This window comes from Microbacterium sp. CH1 (assembly GCF_001595495.1).
Taxonomy (GTDB): Bacteria; Actinomycetota; Actinomycetes; order Actinomycetales; family Microbacteriaceae; genus Microbacterium.
Genome location: NZ_LOSO01000018.1, coordinates 11,756 through 30,452, shown reverse-complemented (window position 1 = coordinate 30,452; position 18,697 = coordinate 11,756). Strand labels below are relative to the sequence as shown.

General features: G+C 73.6%; 17 protein-coding genes, 1 other RNA gene and 1 pseudogene. 4 read left to right on the top strand and 15 right to left on the bottom strand.

From position 1 onward, the window contains the following. Positions 1–15 precede the first annotated feature (15 nt). From AUV07_RS11260 to ffs, 3 genes are all read right to left on the bottom strand, one after another. Positions 16–714: a hypothetical protein gene (locus AUV07_RS11260; RefSeq protein WP_062636191.1), complete on the bottom strand. Its 699-nt coding sequence runs from the start codon at positions 712–714 to the stop codon at positions 16–18. Next, positions 711–1,319: a rhomboid family intramembrane serine protease gene (locus AUV07_RS11255; protein WP_062636189.1), complete on the bottom strand. Its 609-nt coding sequence runs from the start codon at positions 1,317–1,319 to the stop codon at positions 711–713. Before AUV07_RS11255 ends, AUV07_RS11260 begins: the two co-directional genes overlap by 4 nt. Before the next feature lie 48 nt (positions 1,320–1,367). Beyond that, positions 1,368–1,464: signal recognition particle sRNA small type (gene ffs, locus AUV07_RS11250), an RNA gene on the bottom strand. A gap of 65 nt (positions 1,465–1,529) precedes the next feature. Between ffs and AUV07_RS11245 the strand changes: the two genes are divergently transcribed. The 4 genes from AUV07_RS11245 (at position 1,530) to AUV07_RS11230 (ending at position 9,014) form a co-directional block, all read left to right on the top strand. Beyond that, a complete protein-coding gene (locus AUV07_RS11245; RefSeq protein ID WP_157524035.1) occupies positions 1,530–4,463 on the top strand; it encodes a DEAD/DEAH box helicase family protein in 2,934 nt (977 codons plus the stop codon). 109 nt (positions 4,464–4,572) lie between these two features. Then, complete coding sequence (locus AUV07_RS11240; RefSeq protein WP_062636185.1) at positions 4,573–5,562, top strand: AAA family ATPase; 990 nt, start codon at positions 4,573–4,575, stop codon at positions 5,560–5,562. Positions 5,563–5,572: 10 nt separating this feature from the next. Beyond that, positions 5,573–6,763 carry a DUF58 domain-containing protein gene (locus AUV07_RS11235; RefSeq protein WP_062636183.1) on the top strand — a complete coding sequence of 397 codons (1,191 nt, stop codon included), beginning with the start codon at positions 5,573–5,575 and terminating at the stop codon, positions 6,761–6,763. Further along, entirely contained in the window at positions 6,717–9,014 is a 2,298-nt protein-coding gene (locus tag AUV07_RS11230) for a transglutaminase family protein (protein WP_231868250.1), read from the top strand. Before AUV07_RS11235 ends, AUV07_RS11230 begins: the two co-directional genes overlap by 47 nt. A gap of 19 nt (positions 9,015–9,033) precedes the next feature. Here the strand turns inward: AUV07_RS11230 and trhO are convergent, their stop codons facing one another. The 12 genes and pseudogenes from trhO to mpaB all read right to left on the bottom strand — a co-directional run bounded on the left by trhO (position 9,034) and on the right by mpaB (position 18,638). After that, positions 9,034–9,942, bottom strand: coding sequence for an oxygen-dependent tRNA uridine(34) hydroxylase TrhO (gene trhO, locus AUV07_RS11225; RefSeq protein ID WP_062636181.1), 909 nt, complete (start codon positions 9,940–9,942; stop codon positions 9,034–9,036). Between the two features lie 29 nt (positions 9,943–9,971). Next, complete coding sequence (locus AUV07_RS11220; protein WP_062636179.1) at positions 9,972–10,703, bottom strand: hypothetical protein; 732 nt, start codon at positions 10,701–10,703, stop codon at positions 9,972–9,974. Further along, complete coding sequence (locus AUV07_RS11215) at positions 10,700–11,428, bottom strand: hypothetical protein (protein ID WP_062636177.1); 729 nt, start codon at positions 11,426–11,428, stop codon at positions 10,700–10,702. Before AUV07_RS11215 ends, AUV07_RS11220 begins: the two co-directional genes overlap by 4 nt. After that, a complete protein-coding gene (locus AUV07_RS11210) occupies positions 11,425–12,147 on the bottom strand; it encodes an ATP-binding cassette domain-containing protein (protein ID WP_157524033.1) in 723 nt (240 codons plus the stop codon). Before AUV07_RS11210 ends, AUV07_RS11215 begins: the two co-directional genes overlap by 4 nt. Beyond that, positions 12,144–13,829: a daptide biosynthesis intramembrane metalloprotease gene (gene mpaP, locus AUV07_RS11205; RefSeq protein ID WP_062636172.1), complete on the bottom strand. Its 1,686-nt coding sequence runs from the start codon at positions 13,827–13,829 to the stop codon at positions 12,144–12,146. The genes AUV07_RS11210 and mpaP overlap by 4 nt, the downstream gene beginning before the upstream one ends. Next, positions 13,829–14,638, bottom strand: a complete 810-nt coding sequence (gene mpaM, locus AUV07_RS11200) for a daptide-type RiPP biosynthesis methyltransferase (RefSeq protein WP_062636170.1) — start codon at positions 14,636–14,638, stop codon at positions 13,829–13,831. Before mpaM ends, mpaP begins: the two co-directional genes overlap by 1 nt. A gap of 69 nt (positions 14,639–14,707) precedes the next feature. Continuing rightward, positions 14,708–14,827, bottom strand: coding sequence for an MpaA3 family daptide-type RiPP (mpaA3, locus tag AUV07_RS18185; RefSeq protein ID WP_301178377.1), 120 nt, complete (start codon positions 14,825–14,827; stop codon positions 14,708–14,710). A gap of 10 nt (positions 14,828–14,837) precedes the next feature. After that, a complete protein-coding gene (gene mpaA2 / locus AUV07_RS18125) occupies positions 14,838–14,963 on the bottom strand; it encodes an MpaA2 family daptide-type RiPP (RefSeq protein WP_257721411.1) in 126 nt (41 codons plus the stop codon). 43 nt (positions 14,964–15,006) lie between these two features. After that, a complete protein-coding gene (mpaA1, locus tag AUV07_RS18225) occupies positions 15,007–15,093 on the bottom strand; it encodes an MpaA1 family daptide-type RiPP (RefSeq protein WP_374209022.1) in 87 nt (28 codons plus the stop codon). Between the two features lie 121 nt (positions 15,094–15,214). Beyond that, positions 15,215–16,255 (bottom strand): annotated as a pseudogene (gene mpaC / locus AUV07_RS11195) (daptide-type RiPP biosynthesis dehydogenase); the annotation flags it as partial. Positions 16,256–16,314: 59 nt separating this feature from the next. Further along, complete coding sequence (gene mpaD / locus AUV07_RS11190) at positions 16,315–17,574, bottom strand: daptide-type RiPP biosynthesis aminotransferase (protein WP_062636169.1); 1,260 nt, start codon at positions 17,572–17,574, stop codon at positions 16,315–16,317. Next, the gene (gene mpaB / locus AUV07_RS11185; protein ID WP_062636167.1) at positions 17,571–18,638 is read right to left on the bottom strand and encodes a daptide biosynthesis RiPP recognition protein; all 1,068 of its coding nucleotides are present in this window, start codon (positions 18,636–18,638) and stop codon (positions 17,571–17,573) included. The genes mpaD and mpaB overlap by 4 nt, the downstream gene beginning before the upstream one ends. Positions 18,639–18,697 lie beyond the last annotated feature (59 nt).

Here is an 18,697-nt window from a genome sequence, read left to right as displayed (position 1 = left end):
TGACAAACGCACGCGTCACTCGCACGGACCGGACAGCACGTCGACGACGGCCGTCGCATCCTCCTGGTACCGCGTGTAGTAGTCCCGGTCCGTGTTCACCTGCACCCGGTGGATGGCGTGCGAGGGCGTCATCGACGGCCAGTCGGGGACCCGCGCGAGGCGCTCGAAGAACAGGCGGGCCGCGGTGGCGGGATCCATCCGCTGCTCCGCGCTCCCCCACCAGTCCTGCTGCTGGAAGAGGCCGATGCTCGTCGTGCGCGAGCCGTCCGGATTGGTCCAGCCGCGCGTCTCCCAGTCCCCGTAGTCGATGTTGCGCAGGCTGCTCTCGCCCATGGCGGTCATGACGCCGAGGATCTGGCCGTCCCGCGCGAACCCGAGCTCGTCGGCGGTGCGGATGATGGTCGCGGCGTTCTCGAGCTGTTCGCCGCTCCATCCGGCGACGCCCGCCTGGGGGAAGGTCGACGGACGGTCGAGGCAGACCGGCGCCGGATCCCTCGCCAGCCCCAACGGGATGAGCACGAGCAACGCCGCCCCCGCGGCCACCACGGCGGCGGACACGGCGACGCGCCGCAGGATCCGCTTCCGCTGTGCGCGCCGGGCGGCGCGACGGCGGGCCTCGCGGCGTCGGCGGTTGGCGGCCTCGCGCGACGCGGCGGGCCGCCGGGTCGACGTGGTCCGCGTCCCCGTCGTCCTCCTCGTGCGCGGAGCCGTCATCGTCCGACGGCGCGGCGCTGGTCGGGACGCCGTCCGGCGAGCGCGGCCGCACCGCCCCCGATGGCGCCGAACAGATGGCCCTGCCAGGACACGCCGTCCGCGACGCCGAACACCCCTGCCAGCATGGTGCCGCCGTACAGGCCGACCACGACGACCGCGATCACCGCGTAGAGGATGCGGTGCGACACGCGCCCGGGGGCGAACACCCGCATCACCACGTAGCCGAAGTACCCGAACACGAGCCCGGAGGCGCCCACGGTCAGCGTGCCGGGGGCGTTCACGAGCCAGGTCCCGAGCCCGCCGACGACCGCGACGGTCACGGTGACGGCCCAGAACCGGCGCGTGCCCTCGACCGCGACCAGGCAGCCGAGCACGAGGAACGGCACGGAGTTCGCGATCAGATGCGCCCAGCTCGCGTGCAGCAGCGGGGCGAAGACGATCCCCAGGAGTCCCGCGGGGTCCCACGAGCGGATGCCGAGGCCGCTGAAGGAGCCGGGCAGCACGGCGTCCGCGAACTGCACCGCCCACATCGCCGCGAGCAGAAGCACAGGCGACGCGAATCGCCGCAGTGGATGCTCGGGCCTGGCCGGCGGAGGAACGGTCACCGCTCGATTCTCGCAGGAGCACCCGGGGGCCGGCTGGACGCGGGCAAAAGAAAAGACCCTCCGCGCACCCAGCAGAGCCCGGTTACCCTTGCTGCGTTTCCGCCCTGGGGGAATTGGCCTGGATGCCGCCACGCGGAGAGCCGTCGTCCACTCTACCCGACGCCGACCGGTGCGATGACACACCCCGCTCTTTGAGAGACTGTGCAGGTCATGGATCCGCTCGCCCTCCCGCTCTCGTCCTGGCGGTTCCGCGGACCGCTGCGCACGTACCAGGCCGAAGTGCTGGAGCGCATCGAGGGCGGCGCCGACGAGAAGATGCACATCGTCGCGCCGCCGGGGTCCGGCAAGACCCTGCTCGGGCTGCTGCTGGCCGCGCGGGAGGGCAGCCGCACGCTCGTTCTGACTCCCACGCTCACCATCCGCCAGCAATGGCTCCGAGAGGCGCGGAGGCTCGCCCCCGAGGACGACGCCGTCTCGGACGATCCGCGGCGACTCGGCGACCTCACGGTGCTGACCTATCAGCTGCTCAGCGTCACCGGCGATGGCTCTCCGTTCGAGGAGCTCGCGCGTCACCGGTGGATCGCCGAGCTCGCCGAGACCGAGCGGTCCGAGGCCGAGGCGGCGACCTGGCTCGCCACGCTCGAGGTCGACAACCCCGATCGCTACCGCGCAGGACTCCGCCGACGGATACGCCGGGTCCGCCGCTCGTTCTCGCAGCAGCGTCCGGAGGAGCTGGCCCGGGTGCTGCACCCCAACGCCGTGGCGCTCATCGACGCGATCGTCGGGTCCGGTGTGCGCACGATCGTCCTCGACGAGTGCCATCACCTGCTCGATCACTGGGCGCTGGTCGTCGCCTATCTGGCAGCGCGCATCCGGGCCGCGGGATCGCCTCCGGTCCTGATCGGCCTGACGGCGACGCTGCCTTCGCCCGACGACGGGGTCGAGTACGAGAACTACACGCGCCTGCTCGGAGACGTGGACTACGAGGTGCCGGCTCCTGCCGTCGTCAAGGAGGGCCACCTCGCGCCCTATCGGGACTCGATCTGGTTCACCCAGCCGGATCCGGCCGAGGCCGCCTTCATCCGACGGCACGAAGCCCTGCTGGCGGACCTCGTCGGGCAGGTGCTGTCGTCGCCGGACGGCGTGGCCTATCTCGAGGCGACGCTGCAACCGGAGCCCGGAGCCGCCGCTGACCCCTCCGACGACACGAGCGCGCCCGACGTCGCTCGGCGCGCACGGCTGGAGCAGGCGCTCTCGACAGACTTCCCGCTCACCAGGGCCGCCGGAGTCGTCCTCCGCGCCGTGGCGCCGGGGCATCCGCTGGGCGCGCTCCTGCCGCCGGTGCTGTTCGGCCGCTGCACGACCGACGACCTGCTGACCGTCCTCACCCGCTTCGCACAGACGCGCCTGCTCACCGACCCCGCCGCCCGCGGCCAGTGGGAGCACGTGCGCGGAGCCCTCGCGGACTTCGGCCTGCACCTCACCGACCGGGGGCTGCGACGCGGCCGGGACCCGGTGGAGACCACGCTGACGTCCTCGGTGGCGAAGGACCGCGCGGCCGTGGACATCCTGCACCGCGAGGTGAGCGGAGACGCCGGCGCCCAGGTGCGCGCGGTGGTCGTGACCGACTTCGTGGAGCATGGCAGCCGCCGCGGGCTCACCGGGCAGCCCGCCGGAGCGCTCCGCGTGTTCGATCTGCTGGCCGCCGACGAGGTGACGGGGGCGCTGCGGCCGGTGCTGCTGACCGCCCATCACCTGCGGGTGCGGGCGGCCGACGCCGCCGATCTCGCGGAGCAGCTGTCCGCGGTGCTCGGAGAGGAGGTGACGGTCGCCGACGGAGCGGGAGCCACCCGGGATCTGCGCGTCGCCGAGGCCGGACGAGACCAGGTCGTCGCGGCCGTCTCGGAGCTGATCCGACGCGGCACCGTGCGGGTGCTCGTCGGCACTCGCGGGCTCCTCGGCGAAGGGTGGGACTGTCCGTCGGTGAACACCCTGATCGATCTCACCGCCGTGGCGACCAGCACCGGGACCCCGCAGCTCCGAGGGCGCACGTTGCGTCTCGACCCGGCGTGGCCGGAGAAGGTGGCGCACAACTGGTCGGTGGCGTGCCTCATCCCCGCGTCCGTCGACCTGGACAGCACCGCCGAGACGCAACGCCTGCGGCGACGGCACGGTCATCTCTGGGGGCTCAGCGCCGACGACGGCACCCGGGTCGTCTCGGGGCTGGATCACGCGCTCCCCTCCGCCGCGATCGCCGCCCTCGACGACGTCCTCGACAAGGTCCCCGGCGCCACGATCGAGAGGATCAACGAGGAGACGCTCTCCCGGCTCCCGACCCGCGCGCAGACCAGAGCGGACTGGCGGATCGGCGAGCCGCACGACTCCCGGGAGCGCGACGTGGTGTCCGTCCGCCCGACCCCGGGGACCCGACTGCTGCGGACGGGACCGACCCTCGCCGCCGCCGTGCCCCTGACATTCGGATTCAGCGCGACCGGCGTCGCCCTCGGGACCGGTGCGCTGGGCGCGGTCGGCGCGCTCTCCCTCCCGCTGGAGGCGGGCATCACCGCCGCGGCGCTCGGCGGCGTGCTGGCGACCGCCGTCGTGTGCGGCTCCAGCGTGCTGCGCGCCCTGCGCCGCCTCCGTGACCCCGCCGCCCTGTATGCGGGCGCCGCGCTGGCCATCGCCCGCTCCCTCCACGACGCCGGGCGGGCGGGTCCCTTCGATCTCTCGACGGTCCGGGTGCGCGGCGGCTCCGACGGGGAGTTCTGGATCGAGATCGCCGGCACGCGGAGAGACCGCGCCCTGGTCGCCGACGCCCTGCAGGAGCTGTTCGCCGTGGCCGAGAGCCCGCGCTTCCTCCTGCGGGTCGACCAGGGCGTCTTCGGACGCCCCGGTCCTGTGCTCGACCGCGTCCGCTCGCTCGTCGACCGGGCCCTCCCCGGCCGCCGTCTGCTGCCGGTGCCCACAGCACTCTCCCGTCGCCGGGCCGACGCCGAGGCTTTCGCGGCGCGGTGGCGGGAGAGCGTCGGGCAATGTGAACTCCACGAGCTCCGCGGGACCGCCGGTCTCGCGCTGCTGCAGGTCGCCCGGCTCACCCCCGCCCTGCTCGACCCCGCGGAGCCGCGGTACCGGATCTGGGGCTGACCGTCGGCCCGCTGTCTCCGGGATACCGGGCAGCCCGGCATGGTCCCGCGGGCCGTGCGGAGCGTACGATCGATGCACGCGCATCGTTGCGCCGGACGAGAGGGAACGCATGCCAGAGAACGCCCCCCTGAGCCCGGTCGCGATCGACGCCGACGGATTCGCCGCCCAGACCGCGGCCATCCTCGGCTCGATCAGCCAGGTGATCGACGGGAAGCCCGAGGCCGTGCGCAGCGCCCTCGTCTGCCTGCTCGCCGAAGGCCATCTGCTCATCGAGGACGTGCCCGGCGTCGGGAAGACGATGCTGGCCCGCGCGCTCGCCGCGACCGTCGACGCCACCGTCCGGCGCATCCAGTTCACCCCTGACCTCCTGCCCGGGGACGTCACGGGGGTCTCGGTCTACAACCCCGTCGATCGCGAGTTCGAGTTCAAGCGCGGCGCCGTCTTCGCCCACATCGTCATCGCCGACGAGATCAACCGTTCCTCCCCCAAGACCCAGTCCGCACTCCTGGAGGCCATGGAGGAGGGGCAGGTCACGGTCGACGGCTCCACGCATCGGCTGCCCGACCCGTTCCTCGTCGTCGCCACGCAGAACCCGCTGGAGATGGAGGGCACCTACGCGCTCCCCGAGGCGCAGCGCGACCGGTTCATGATGCGCATCTCGATGGGCTACCCCGACCCCGCGGCCGAGGCCCTCATGCTGCGGCAGCGTGACGTCGTGAACCCGCTGGCGACCGTGACCCCGGTCGCGGACGCCTCCGCGATCTCGCAGCTCATCGCCTGGGCCCGGGCCGTGCACGTGGCGCCCGCGCTCGAGGAGTATGCGGTCGCCCTCGCCCAGGCCACCCGCACCGACCCGAGCCTGCACCTCGGCGCCAGCCCGCGGGCCACGCTGCAGCTCGTCCGCGCGGCGAAGGTCTGGGCCGCGCTGGACGGACGCGACTACGTCATCCCGGATGACATCACGGACCTACTGATCCCCGTGTTCGCCCATCGGCTGCTCCCCGCCCGCGGCGCACATCGGGCAGGGGCCCAGCCGGTCGAGGCGGCGCTCACCCAGATCGCGGAGCGCGTGCGCGTGCCCGTCGCGACCCGCTCCTGAGGAGACCGCCATGCGCCGACGTCGACTGCTCACGCCGCGCGGCACCGGTGCGCTCATCGCCGCGCTCGGATGCGTGATCGCGGCCAACATCCTCGGCGCGCGGATCCTGCTGTACCTCGGGGTCCTGCTGGCCGCGCTCACGCTGTTCGCGGCTCTCGCCGTCCGCCTCCCCCGCCGCTCCGGAACGGTCACCCGGCAGATCTCGACCGACCTCCTCACGGTCTCGGAGACCTCGCGCGTGACGGTCCGCTTCACGCTCCGCGCCCTCCGGGTGCCGCACGGACTGTGGCACGATGTCCTCCCCTCCGCCGTCACCGGCGACTCGGGAGGCGAGTACCCCGCCGACACCCCGCAGCTCAGCTACCTCGTCACCGGCGTCCGTCGCGGCGTCTGGCCCCTGGGGCCGCTCCTGCTGCGCACCGTCGATCCGTTCGGCCTGGCGCAGCGGGAGCAGGCGTTCGGCGACACGCGGACGATCACGGTGGTCCCGGAGGTCTTCGCGCTGACCCCGCTCACCGTCCGCATCGGCGCGGCGGGCGGCACGGCGCACACCTCCTCCACCCGACTCGGCCAGGGCAGCGACAACCTCTCGCCCCGCGGCTACGCGCCCGGCGACTCGATGCGCCGCATCCACTGGAGGGCGACCGCGCACCGCGGAGAGCTCATGGTCCGGCAGGAGGAGGAGGAGTCGAGCCCGGACGCCGTCGTCGTGCTCGACCGCTCGGGCAGCGGATGGACCGCGAGCGCCGACGAGATCGATCCGACGTTCGAGGCCGCGGTCTCCCTCTGTGCCTCCGCCGCCCTCCATCTCGCCGCCGAGGGATACAGCGTCGACGTCCTGGACAGCGCGGGCACGCTCCTCGGTGCCCTCCGCGGACACGAGGACGACCGGGACGGCCTGCTCGTCGCGCTGGCGATGGTCACGCCGCGCGGCGAGCGCCGCGACCTCGTCGCCCTGGTCGGCGGGACACCGCCCGGACCGCTCGTCTACGTGACCGGGCGACTGGACGAGGAGGACGCCGCGCTGCTCCGCCCCGCCGGCGCCGCCGCACCGCTCCTCTTCAGCACCGACCCGCTGCCGGGCGCCGAGGAGACCGCCCGACAGCACGGCTGGACCGTGGCGCGACTGGGTACCGACGTCGCTGAGGCTTGGGATGACGCGCTCTCTGCGCGGACGGGAGCCGTCGATGTTCCGGGCTGAGCGGCCGCGGCCCGCCGCCGTGCCCGCCGACACGCGCCCGCGCTGGCACCGCGATCGGGAGGAGCCGGCCGGGATCCTCCCCCTCGGTGCCCTCGCGGCCCTCGCCGCGCTCACCGCGCTGTGGCCCTTCACGTCTGTCATCGAGCCGGGTGCCTGGTCGTTCGTCGTGGCCCTCGTCGTCGTCGCGGTGATCGGTGTCGGCATGCTCGTGCGGCATCTGCTGCGCGAGCCTCCTGCGACCGTCGTCGGACTGGTCGCGCTTCTCGCGCAGCTCCTCGTGGCCGTCGGCCTCCTCACGCTGCTCCTCGCCGGTGAGACCGCCGTTGCGGGAGTGGTGCCGACGTCCGACACGCTCACACTGTTCCAGGCTCTCGGCGCCGCCGCAGTCCAGGAGATCGTGTTCGGCTCGGCCCCGCTGGAGGCCTCCCCCGGGCTCGCGGCCGCCCTGGGTGCGGGCTTCGCCCTCGTCGCGATCCTGCTCGACCACCTCCTCGCCCACCGGGCCGCCGTCCTCGCCACCGTCCTGCTGGGTGCCGTGGGCGCAGTGCCCATGATCGTGACGCTGGGGCCGCCGAACGTGGCCTGGTTCGCCATCGCGGCGGTCGTGGCCCTCCTCCTGTTCCGGGTCACGGCGCGACGGCACCCCGGGTCCCCGCGCCGCGCCTCGGCGGGTGTCGCCGTCTCCGTCGGCGCGGCCGCCATCGCGACCACGCTCCTCGTGGCCCCGCTGCTCCCGGTCGCGTCCAGCATCGCCGGGACCGGGGTCGGCGTCACGGTCGACGCCTCCCTGCGTCTGGGCGATGACCTGCGGCAGCCGAGTCCGGTCGAGGTGCTGACGGTGGCCACCGAGGCGGATGCCGCTCCCTACCTCCGCCTCACGACACTCTCCCGCTTCGACGGCCGCGTCTGGCAGCCCGACCGCGGCGACCTGCAGTCCCAGGTGGACGGGTTCGGTGACCCGGAGTGGAGCGCGGACGTCACCGCCGCCGAGCAGACGACCTCCATCCGGGTGCTGCGGATGTCGAGCTCCTGGCTGCCCCTGCCGTATCCGGCCACCGACGTGCAGGGGCTCAGCGCCGCGTGGCGCGTCTCGCCCGAGAACCGCACGCTGTTCTCCCGCCGCGCCGACGCGGTCGGCAATGACTACACGGTGACCTCCGTCCGCGTGACGCCGACACTAGAGCAGATCCGTGCGACGGAGGCGGCCCCACCCCGGGAGACCGACGAGGACGAGGAGGTGGAGCTCCCCGCCATCATCCCCGAGCTCGCGGCCGAGGTGACCGCGGACGAGGAGACCGACTACGACCGTCTCGTCGCACTGCAGAACTGGTTCCGGTCGCAATTCGAGTACTCGCTGGAGACGCCGGTCGACGAGGGCTTCGACGGCACCGGCGCCGACGCGGTGGCGCGATTCCTCGAAGAGCGGTCAGGGTACTGCGTGCATTTCGCCGGCTCCTTCGCGCTCATGGCCGAGAGCCTGGGTATGCAGGTGCGGATCGTCGTCGGGTACCTCCCCGGCTCCCGCACCGACGAGAAGCGTGGTGACGAGTCGATCTTCTCGGTGTCGAGCGATCAGCTGCACTCCTGGCCCGAGGTGCTGTTCCCCGGTATCGGCTGGGTGCCGTTCGAGCCGACGGCCTCGCTCGGCGTCCCCACGGCCTTCCGCGCCGGCGCTACCGGGGGCGGAAGCAGCAGCGGCCCGGCGGCCCCCGCGCCCACGACGGCTCCGCAGACCGAGGAGACCTCCGGCCCGGAGGTCGACCGGAGGGATGCGGATGCCGGCTCGACGGACTCCGGGGAGCTGCGCCGGCTCGACCCCACGCCGGTCCTCCTCACGACGCTCGGTGTCGTGATCGTGCTCCTCCTGCCCGCTGTCGCCCGGCTCCTCGAGCGGCGCCTCCGGATGCGCCGTGCGGCACGGGGAGACGCCGCGGCGGCATGGGCGGAGCTGCGCGACACCCTGATCGACCTCCGGATCCCCGTCTCGGACGCGGAGAGCCCGCGGATGCGTGCCGCCGGACTCGTCAGGGAGGCCGGTGCCGACGAGACCGCGTTGGGCCGGTTGGTCGTGGCGGTGGAGCACGCGAACTACGCGCGCGCGTCCGCCGCTGCCGACGACCTCGCCGTCCCCCTGCGGGCCGTGCTCGTCAGCCTCCGCGCGCACGTCGCCGGGGGGACTCGGGCCGAGGCGCTGCTGTTGCCGCGGTCGCTCTATGCGCCGCGGGGTTCCGACTCCCGACTCCTGGTCTGACGGGCGGCAGGGGCCGCGGTCAAGGGTGCGCGGCGGACGCTGCGGCGTGCGTCGGGCAGGCGACCGCGTCGCAGTCCGCGCAGACGACGAACTGCGCGCGGCAGGAGGGGTCGGGACAGTTCGCGGTGCGCTTCGTCGCCGCCCCGCATCCCGCGCAGACGCCGATCACCCGCGCGTGGTCCGAGAAGTCGACGGATCCGCGCCCGTCGAAGACGTAGAGGGATCCGTCCCAGAGGCCGTCGTCGCCATAGGTCTCGCCATAGCGGACGATCCCGCCCTCGAGCTGGTAGACCTCGCCGAAGCCACGGGACACCATGAGGCTCGACAGCACCTCGCAGCGGATGCCCCCGGTGCAGTAGGTGACGACGGGCTTGCCCTTCAGATCGTCGTACACGCCGGAGTCGAGCAGACGCACGAAGTCCCTGGTGGTCTCGGTGTCCGGCACGACGGCGCCGCGGAAGCGTCCGATCTCCGCCTCCAGCGCGTTCCGGCCGTCGAAGAACACGACCTCGTCCCCGCGCTCGGCGACCAGGGCGTGCAGCCCGTCGGGGGTGAGCCGCGCCCCTCCGCCGACGACGCCGTGCGCGTCGACCCGCAGCTCATCCGGAGCACCGAACGACACGATCTCGTCGCGCACCTTCACGCTCAGCTTCGGGAAATCGAGGCTGCGGCCCGCCTCGTCGAGTCCGGTGCCCTCGCTCCATTTGATGTCGGTGTCCCGAAAAGGGGCGTAGGAGCGGAACGAGCGCGCCCACTTCTTCAGAGCCGGCAGGTCCCCGCCCAGAGTGCCGTTGACGCCGTGCGACGAGATCAGCAGCCGTCCGCGCAGCCCCAGCGCCTCGCCGAGGTCACGCTGCCAGACGCGGATGGCCTCCGGATCGGCGAGCGGGGTGAACGCGTAGAAGAGGACGATCTTGGGGGTGGCCACCCAGGAATCCTACGTCGCCTCCCGTCGCGCTAGCTCACGTCCCGCCGCAGGAACACCGCCGCTCCCGCCCCGACCGCGAGCAGGATCCACCCCACCGCGATCGGCACCGCCGCCGGCCCGAGCCCCTCTCCCGCGGGGATGCCCAGGCCAGCCACGTCGAACCGGAAGGCGTCGAGCAGGGCGGGGAGCGGCAGATAGACGGCGCCGGCGCTCCAGAACATCGCCACGAGGAGGCCCACCCCCATCGAGAGGACGGCGGCGAAGAGCGCCGCGAGATGCGCCTGCACGACGATCCCGATCCCCAGACCCCACAGCGCTGCGGCCGCACCGAGGGCGACAGCCGACGCGACGGCCGACGCGTGCACGGGGACGCCACCCAGGGTGACGAGAAGCGCCATGTGTCCGCCGACCACGGCGGCGACCGCCACGACCGCGCCGCCCAGCGCTGCGGCGGGCACACGGACGACGAGCATCGCCCACCGGGACTCCAGCATCAGCCGCTGCGCGACGACGCCGTCCCGCCGGTCGATCGTGTAGCGGAAGGAGCCGTAGACGGCCGCGAAGATGCCGGCGTAGGTCGCGAGCACGGCGTCGAAGGGGGCGACGAGCTCCTCCCGGGCCGCCGACGGGGCCTCGGCGAGCCCCGCCGGGATGCTCGTCGCCAGGGAGAGGGACAGCAGGAAGGCCGCCAGCGCGACCCCGAGGAGGACGACGTCCCCGGCCGCGCCCCGCGCCTGTGCCCGCAACGCTCGACCGATCACGCGACGCTCCGGCGTCCCCGGACGGCGGCGAGCGCGACCAGGCCGACCGCCCACGCCGTCCCGATGGCGAGGGCGGGCGCGAAGGCGAGCAGTCGGCCCTGGTACTCCGGCACGCTCAGCGCCGCGATGGCCATGCCGGGAGAGAAGCGCGCGATCTCGGGCGCCGTCCGCAGCACGGCGAACTCCAGCGCCATCGGGAAGACGAGCACGATGATCGCCGTCGCGTAGTAGTTCCGGGTGATCCAGCCGATCGCTCCGCCGATGAGGGCGCCGAGGACCACGCCGCCCAGAGCCCCCGCGACGATGCGCCCTGCCTCCGCCGTGAACACGAGGCTGAGCCCGTGCCGGGCGAGGAAGACGGAGATGCCGAGCGTCCACAGCAGGATGACGATCACGGCCAGCCCGAGGGCGATGACGACGCCGGCGACCAGCTTCCCCGGGAAGGCGCGACGGAACCCGACCGCCATGAGCGTCCGGTCCATGGAGCCGTAGTAGTACTCCCGCGTCACCGGGTACGCGCCGACGAACGCCGCCGAGATGACCGACCACGCGAGCGGCTCCAGCAGCCGGGCCGTCGCCGCGCCCGCGTCGAGGCCGTCGACCGCGAGACGGGAGCCGTCGGAGAAGAGCACGAAGGCCGGCATGAGGACCGCGACGAGGTACACGGCCAGGATCGACAGCCCGCTCACCGCGCGCAGCAGTTCGCCGCGGATCACGCCGCTCACGCGGGGGCTCCTTCGACGAGGTCGAAGTATCGGCTCTCGAGCGAGTCGGCCCCGCCCGTGACGAGGTCGTCCAGCCTCCCGGCGAAGAGCGCGCGCCGTTTGATGACGACCACCTCGTCCACGACCTGCTCGAGCTCGGAGAGCTGATGACTGGAGACGAGCACCGTGCCGCCGCGTTCGGCGAAGCCGCGGAGGAACCGGCGCAGCCAGCGGATGCCGTCGGGGTCGAGACCGTTGGCCGGCTCGTCGAGGATGAGCGTCCGCGGCGCACCGATCAATGCCGCGGCCAGGCCCAGCCGCTGCGCCATGCCCGTCGAGTAGGTCTTCACCCGACGGCGCGCATCGGCGGCGAGGCCCACCTCGTCCAGCACCTCGTCGACGCGGCCGCGGGGCGCACCGGCTGCGAGTCGGCAGATCTCCAGGTGCCGTCGCCCGGAGATGCCGGGCTCGAAGCCGAACCCGTCCATGTGGACGCCGACGTGCGCGGCCGGGTTGTCCAGCGCCCCGAACGGCGCCCCGTCGATCACGGCCTCGCCGTCGGTCGGCCGCACGAGACCGACGATCGCGCGCAGCGTCGTCGACTTCCCCGCGCCGTTCGGGCCGAGAAGCCCGACGATCGCCCCGCGGGGCACCGCGAACGACAGATCCTCGACAGCAGTGCGGCGTCCGAACCTCTTCGTGAGGCCGCGTACCTCGATGGCGTGCTGATTCATGGTCATCCTCTCTCCTCCTCGCTCGTGAGAGCTGCCAGCGGCGACGCGACCGCCGCCCAGAGCGCCTGCCAGAGCGGCGCCGTGCCGAGCTCCACGCGCGCCTGTCCCGCTGCCGGGAGGGCGCTGCGCTCCCCTGACACCTCCACCTCCGCCACGGCCGTCGCCGGGACCGATGCCCCGGGCGCCCTGACCGGGAAGAGCGCCGCGATCGGCACCTCGATCTCCGTCGCAGGGCGGGTCCTGATCGTCCCCTCGCCGCGGTACTCGTTGGCGAGGATGCCCCGCGTCGACAGGACGACCGGAGCGCCGTCCGGGATGCGGGTACCGGGATCCCGTCCGCCCTGCACCAGGACCACCCGGTCGTCGTCCACGGAGAACCCCAGCACCGCGGCCGTCGGGACCGGGATGAGCATGCCGGCGGCCACGATTCCGCCCGCGAGCGCGGCGGTCACGCCGACGAGGCGGAACCGCGAGGCACCGGCGCGCCACACCCGGAGCAGAGCGCGCACCAGGAGGACGATGCCCGCCACGACCACGACGGCCTCCAGAGCGAGCACGAAGAGGCTCGCCGCCGGGCCGCCGCCGGCGAGCAGCTGCGCCGTCCGGACGACCGCGAACAGCACCATGACGACCGGGGCCGCCAGGCAGCAGAGACCGAACGGCACGCTCCACCACCGCTTCAGCGCCCGCGGCTGCCGCGGCGCCCCGAACACGAAGCGGGCGAGGAAGCCCGCGCCGTCGCGGATCGACCTCCTCCGGAGATTCGGCTCGTCCAGGGCGCTCATCAGGGCGAGGTACCCGTCGAAGCGCACGAAGGGGATCAGGTTCACGAGCACGACGACCGTGCAGGAGATCGCGAGGAGCAGCAGTGTCTCGCGGGCCGCCGACGACGGCAGGGCGAGAGCGGCGAGCATCGCCACCGCCGCCACCGTGGCGTGGACGGCGGGGCCGGCCAGGGCGATCGCCACACGATGCCGGCGGTCGGGGAGCCGCCAGCCGTCCGTGACATCGACGAAGAAGGCGGGCGTGAGGTACAGGAGCATGAACCCGGCGCGCCGCGGCCGGCCTCCCAGCCGGGTGAGGGTGAGCCCGTGCGCGGTCTCGTGGACCAGGGTCGCGAGCCCGAGCGCCACGACGACGAGCGCGAAGCCGGCGAGCGGCACGGGACGAGCGAGCACGGCACCCAGCTCGCCGAGGTGCAGGGCCGCGCCGACGGTCCCGGCCGCGACCACCGCGGCGACGAGCGCGAGGACTGCACGACGCGGTACGGGCACGACCAGACGGTCGAGCCGTGCGAAGAGCGCGGACGCGCGGAGGGTCGCGAACTGCACGGTGAACGGCGGCCGATACGTGACACGGCCGGGCAGCCGGGACGCACCCCCGTCCAGGAGCCCGTTGTCGCGGAAGCGCTCCATCAGTCGCAGCACGCTCTCGTCGGTCTCCCCCGCCGCGAAACGGGCGCGCAGCGCGGAGACCGCGGTGCGGCCGTCCATCGCCGTCAGCAGGTCGACGACCGGTCGGGACAGCCGCGCCGACGGCACGCCCTGGACGGTGGCGAGCCACCCGGAGCCCTCCGCCGTCGGCTCGAACGCGACGCCGGCGGCCAGGGTCGGGCACGAGTCGGCGGTGAGGGCGTCCCGCCCTCGTCCGCGACGTCGCCGCACGGCTCGTGGCTCTGCCGTCGTCATCACCCCGCCCTCCCATCCTCGGCGCGGGTGGTGGTGAGGAGGAGGATCTCCACGCCGACGGGCGTCCGCACCGGAGACGTCTCGGGCACCGCGAAACCGGCTTCGATGAGCTCGTCGGCGAGGAGTCGGGGGTTCAGCACGTGCAGGCGACTCGTGAGGACCGGAACCTCCGCGCGCGGGGCGATGTCCGCGAGGCGGACCCAGTTGACCAGCCGCACGGCACCGTCGTCCTCGATCTGCTGCGCGAAGAGGTAGGGCTCGTCTCCGGCGCTGCCGGGGACCGTGATCTCGCGGTCGGTCGGGAGTGCGAGAGTGTCCGCCGACGCCCCGTCCGCGATGGTGAGGGCGAAGACGCCGGCGGAGGCCAGATGACGTCGAACGCCCGCGTAGAGACGCGCCCGGTCTTCGCGGTCGAGCAGCGTGATGGAGGTCGCCCCGAGCACGACGAGGCCGAAGTGCCCGCCGAGCGCGAGGTCGCGCATGTCCGTCACGATGCACTCGACGCTCGCCCCGTGCGGCACGGCGCCGCGGAGGCGCGCGAGCATGTCCGCGGAGAGATCGACCGCCGTGACGTGATGCCCCGAGCGTGCGAGCGGGATCGTCAGCCGTCCGCTTCCCGCGGCGAGGTCGAGGACGGGTCCGGGGGCCGTGCGCGCGAGCGCCAGGACCTCGCGGATCTCCGCCCGGTCCGGGCCGACGAGCCGGTCGTAGAACTCGGTGCCGGCTCCGGCGTACAGGTCCTGTGCCCTGGCGGTCGCGCCGACGAGGTCGAGCCGTGCCGCCACGGTCTCGGTGATCAGGGACGTCATCCGTGCATCGCCTCTCCTCGGCTGGATGGTCGGGGGGGTGCGGGCGGACGATTCCGCCCGCACCCGCTGTCAGGTCGCGATGGCGGCGGCTCCGCCGATGATCGCGATGATGTAGCTCGCGTGCTCCCACCACTCGAGCGGGGTGTCGATCTGTTCGAGTTCCAGGAACTCCAGCGACGTGGACTGCACAGTGCACCTCCTAGGTCAGAGCGAGAATTCCGATGATCACGCCCACGGCGAAGCCGCGGATGTAGTCATCGGCATCGCCCGGCGCGTCCATGGCCTCGAGTTCGGTGAACTCGAGCGCCGGCAGTGCTGCGGTCATGCGTCCCTCCTTCCTTTCTCCGATCGGGTGCTGCCGGACGGCATCACGTGGCGGCTGCCGCACCGATTCCGATGAGCACCAGCGCGCCGATCACGCCCTGGTAGAAGCTGTCCCAGCTGGGCGCCTCCATCGGGTCGAGCTCCTGGAACCGGATGCTCGTCTCCGTGCTTTCGTTCATTCCCGTCACCTCCTCTCCGCTGCTCGGGCCGGCGAGCGCCGACCGAGGACGGGCTCCACCGGGACTCGTGGAGCACAGCGCGGACGTCCGCGGCGTGGATTCCGCGCAGCATGGGGCGGTGATCTCCCCACGCCGTCTCCACGGCGGCGGCGATCCGATCGATCTCCCGTGCGCTCGGGCGCGGCGGTGACGGGAGCCCTCCTTGATCGACGACGGCGGCGATGCCGGCGGCCGGGTCACGAGGCAGCGCAGTCCCCGCCGCGACACCGGCCCAGAAGGCGTCGAGGCTGGCGCGGTCGCCCCAGCGCGGATCGCCCGCACCGATCCGCCGCCAGACGGCGGCGATGACCGCTGCCGTGGCCGGCATCTTGCGGACGCCGAGATGGAAGGCGACCTCGTTCGCGAGGTACCAGTGGCGGGCGCTGTACGGATCGGGGCCGCGGAGGGCGGCCGTGCGCTGGGTCGCGGCGCTGAGCCGCGCGAGGCGCAGTCGTCCCGTCGTCGACATCACGTCGGCCGAAGCCGCTTCGAGCAGCGCCCGGCCGAGGAGCCGCGCGTCGCGGTCGGCCCGCGCCGTCCGCGGGCTCGTCGAGGCGCCGGCCACCCGGAGGAACGCCTCCAGCGCTCCCTCCTGGACGGCCGCGGGGGTGAGCGTGGCGAGCTGGTCGGCATCGAGGACGGCGTGGCGCGGACGCAGTGAGCGACCGACGAGGAGCCGGGCTCCGCGGCGACTCCGGAGGATGGCGACGCTGTTCGTCTCCGACGACGTGCCGAGCGTCGTCGGCATCGCGACGATGTCGACCGGCGGCGGCGCGTCGGGCAGGATCGTGAGCGCCGAGGTCGCCGCGTGCCGCAGGGCGAAGTCCAGAAGGCGTCCGGGGCTGAGCGCGAGGGCCGCGATCTTGCTCGCATCGAGGACGCTACCGCCGCCGACGGCCACGATGACCTCGGGCGGTCGTCGGACGAGCTCCTCGGCGATCAGGACGACGCCGAGCTCGTCCACTCCCGAGGCGTCCACCGTCATCGTCCGGCCCGGCTGCGCGGCGGGAAGGGTGTGTGCGACGGCGGCGTCGGCGATCACCAGCGTGTCGCGTCCGGCCGTCAGACCCGCCATCGTCTCTCGTGCGCGCGGCCCATGCCACAGCGTGGGGACGCGTGCGGTGAACGGCACGGTCATGCCGCCGCCTCCCGCACCCGTGCCAGGCCGCCTCGCACGGCTCGGTCGGTCTCGGCCACCTCCGCCGGAGTGAATCCGTAGCCGGGGATGAGCTGGAAGGAGCTCGGACCGGGGTGCACCACGACGCCGCTGTCCGCGATGGCGGACACCACGTCCAGGACGTCGGTCCCGGAGAGCGCGGACCCGTCCGGGCGACGGAGCCCCACCCCGACGAAGCAGCCGCTGCCGGTGACGTCGGTGACGATCCCGTCCTCCTGCCAGGTCCGCGCGAGGCGGTGCAGCGTCGACGCCAGGGCCTGCGTGGTCGCCTCGACGTCGATGCGGCGGAGCTCGTCGATCACGGCGAGGACCGCGGCCGCGCAGGCCGGCGTGCCCGCCTGCGTCTCCCCGTGCACGAACGTCCATCCGCCGCGGGCGAACGCCGTCGAGATGCGGTCGCCGACGAGGAGCGCCGCCGCTCCCATCGCCCCGTTCGTCAGCGCCTTCGACACGAGGAGGACGTCCGGTGCGGCCGCCCAGCGGTCGGTCGCGAACATCGCGCCCGTGCGACCGAAGCCGGTCGCCACCTCGTCTGCCACCAGCAGGAACCCGTGCCGCTCCCTCAGCTCCAGGAGACGACGGACGAAGGCGGCGGACAGCGCGTGGGCGCCGCTGCCGAGGACGGGCTCCACGACGACGGAGGCGACGCGGGAGCCTTCACGCTCCAGCAGCGCTTCGAGCTCCGCCCCGTCGTCGGCGTGCGACACGTGCCGCACCGTGCGCCTGTCGACGCCGTAGACCGACTGCAGCAGGTCGTCGCCGCTCAGCACGTGGCTGCCGTACATCGTGCCGTGATAGCTGCCGCGCAGGCCCACGACGAGCGACCGCGAGCCGGCGCCCTGCTGCGCCCAGTACTGCCGGGCGAGCTTCATGGCGGCGTCGTTGGCCGCCCCGCCGGAGGTGGAGAAGATCACCCGCCGGTAGCGGTCGGAACCCGCGAGGGCGACGAGGGCATCGGCGGCGTCCTCGGCGTACCGGTGCGGGGCGCGGAACAGCGAGAGGTAGGAGGCGTCGCGCGTCGCCCTGCTCACGGCCTCGGTCACCGCCGGGTTGCCGAAGCCGAGGGGCACGTTCCACAGGCCGCTGGTCGCGCAGAGGCGGTCGGAGCCGTCGGCGTAGAAGATCCGATGCCCGGAGGCGCCGACCGCCACCCGATCCGGAGGGAAGGCGGTGTCGGCGGGGAGCATCGACGTCCACAGCGCGTGCGGTGCGCTCATCGCGCTCCTCCCCCCGCGGCGTCCTCGGTCCGCGCACCGAGGTGGACGCCGAGCGCGGCGAGCGCCTCCAGACACAGCTGCCGCGCGTGGGCATCGGGCACTCCGCAGGCGCGGGCCACGCGCGCCGCCGCCCGCCCGCGTGTGCTCGAGGTCTGGATCGCGTCGACCACCGCAGCGGTCAGCGGGGACAGGAGGTGCCGGCGGAGCGTCCGGACATCGGCGAGCAGGAACCCCTCGGCGGTGTCGAGCAGGAACGGGTCGTCGGTCGGGGGCTCCGCATCCGCGAGGTCGTCGTCGAGGAGCGCCCACCCGAAGCCCGCGATCCGAGCGGCGCCGTTCGGCAGGCGGAGCATGGTCCGGAGATCGGCCGCGTCGAGGTACCGGCGGAGCCACGGCCGGCGGTCGAGCTCGACGATGAGGTCCGCCGAGCCGGGCACGCCCCCCAGCGCCGACGCCAGGGGCAGGGCCTTCCCGAGGGCGGCGGGGAGGTCGTCCACGTGGCCGATCGCCTCCCCCTGCAGTCCGAGATGCACCACGCCGTCCGCGTCGATGCGGAGGGCGCGCGGAGCCTCCACCTCATCCGGTCGTGCGAGAGCGGAGCGGTCCGCGAGCAGCACTCGGGGGTCGAGCATCGCGGCGGCGAAGACCCCGGTCCCGCGAGCGAGGTCGGCGTCGTCGAGGAAGGCACGCCAGCTCGCCTCGTCGAAGAAGCGCATGGCCGTCGGTCCGACGATCTGGACGAAGGAGGCCGCGATGTAGTCCTGGAGCTCGACGCCGCGCTCCCCCAGGAAGAGCTCGTCGCCGAGGTCGGCGAGCCGTCCTCCGTAGCCGACGACCCGCGCCGCCCCCGGCCGAGGCACCGACCCTGCGGGCTCGAGGATCACGTCCTCGGGGTCGGCCGCGGCCGCGAGGGCGTCAGCGCCGGTCTCCGCCTCGCGCAGGAACACGCGACCGCGTGCCGCATGCCCGCCCGTGACCCACGCCCGCAGGGCCCGCGGCCCGAGGAGCGGGTCCTCGCCCGTCGACCCGTCGTCCTGCCGTGCCGTCGTCGCACTCGTCCCCATGATCCCCCCAGAGAACCGGATCCGTCTGACGCCGTTGCGTCTTCATATGAAGATATCCA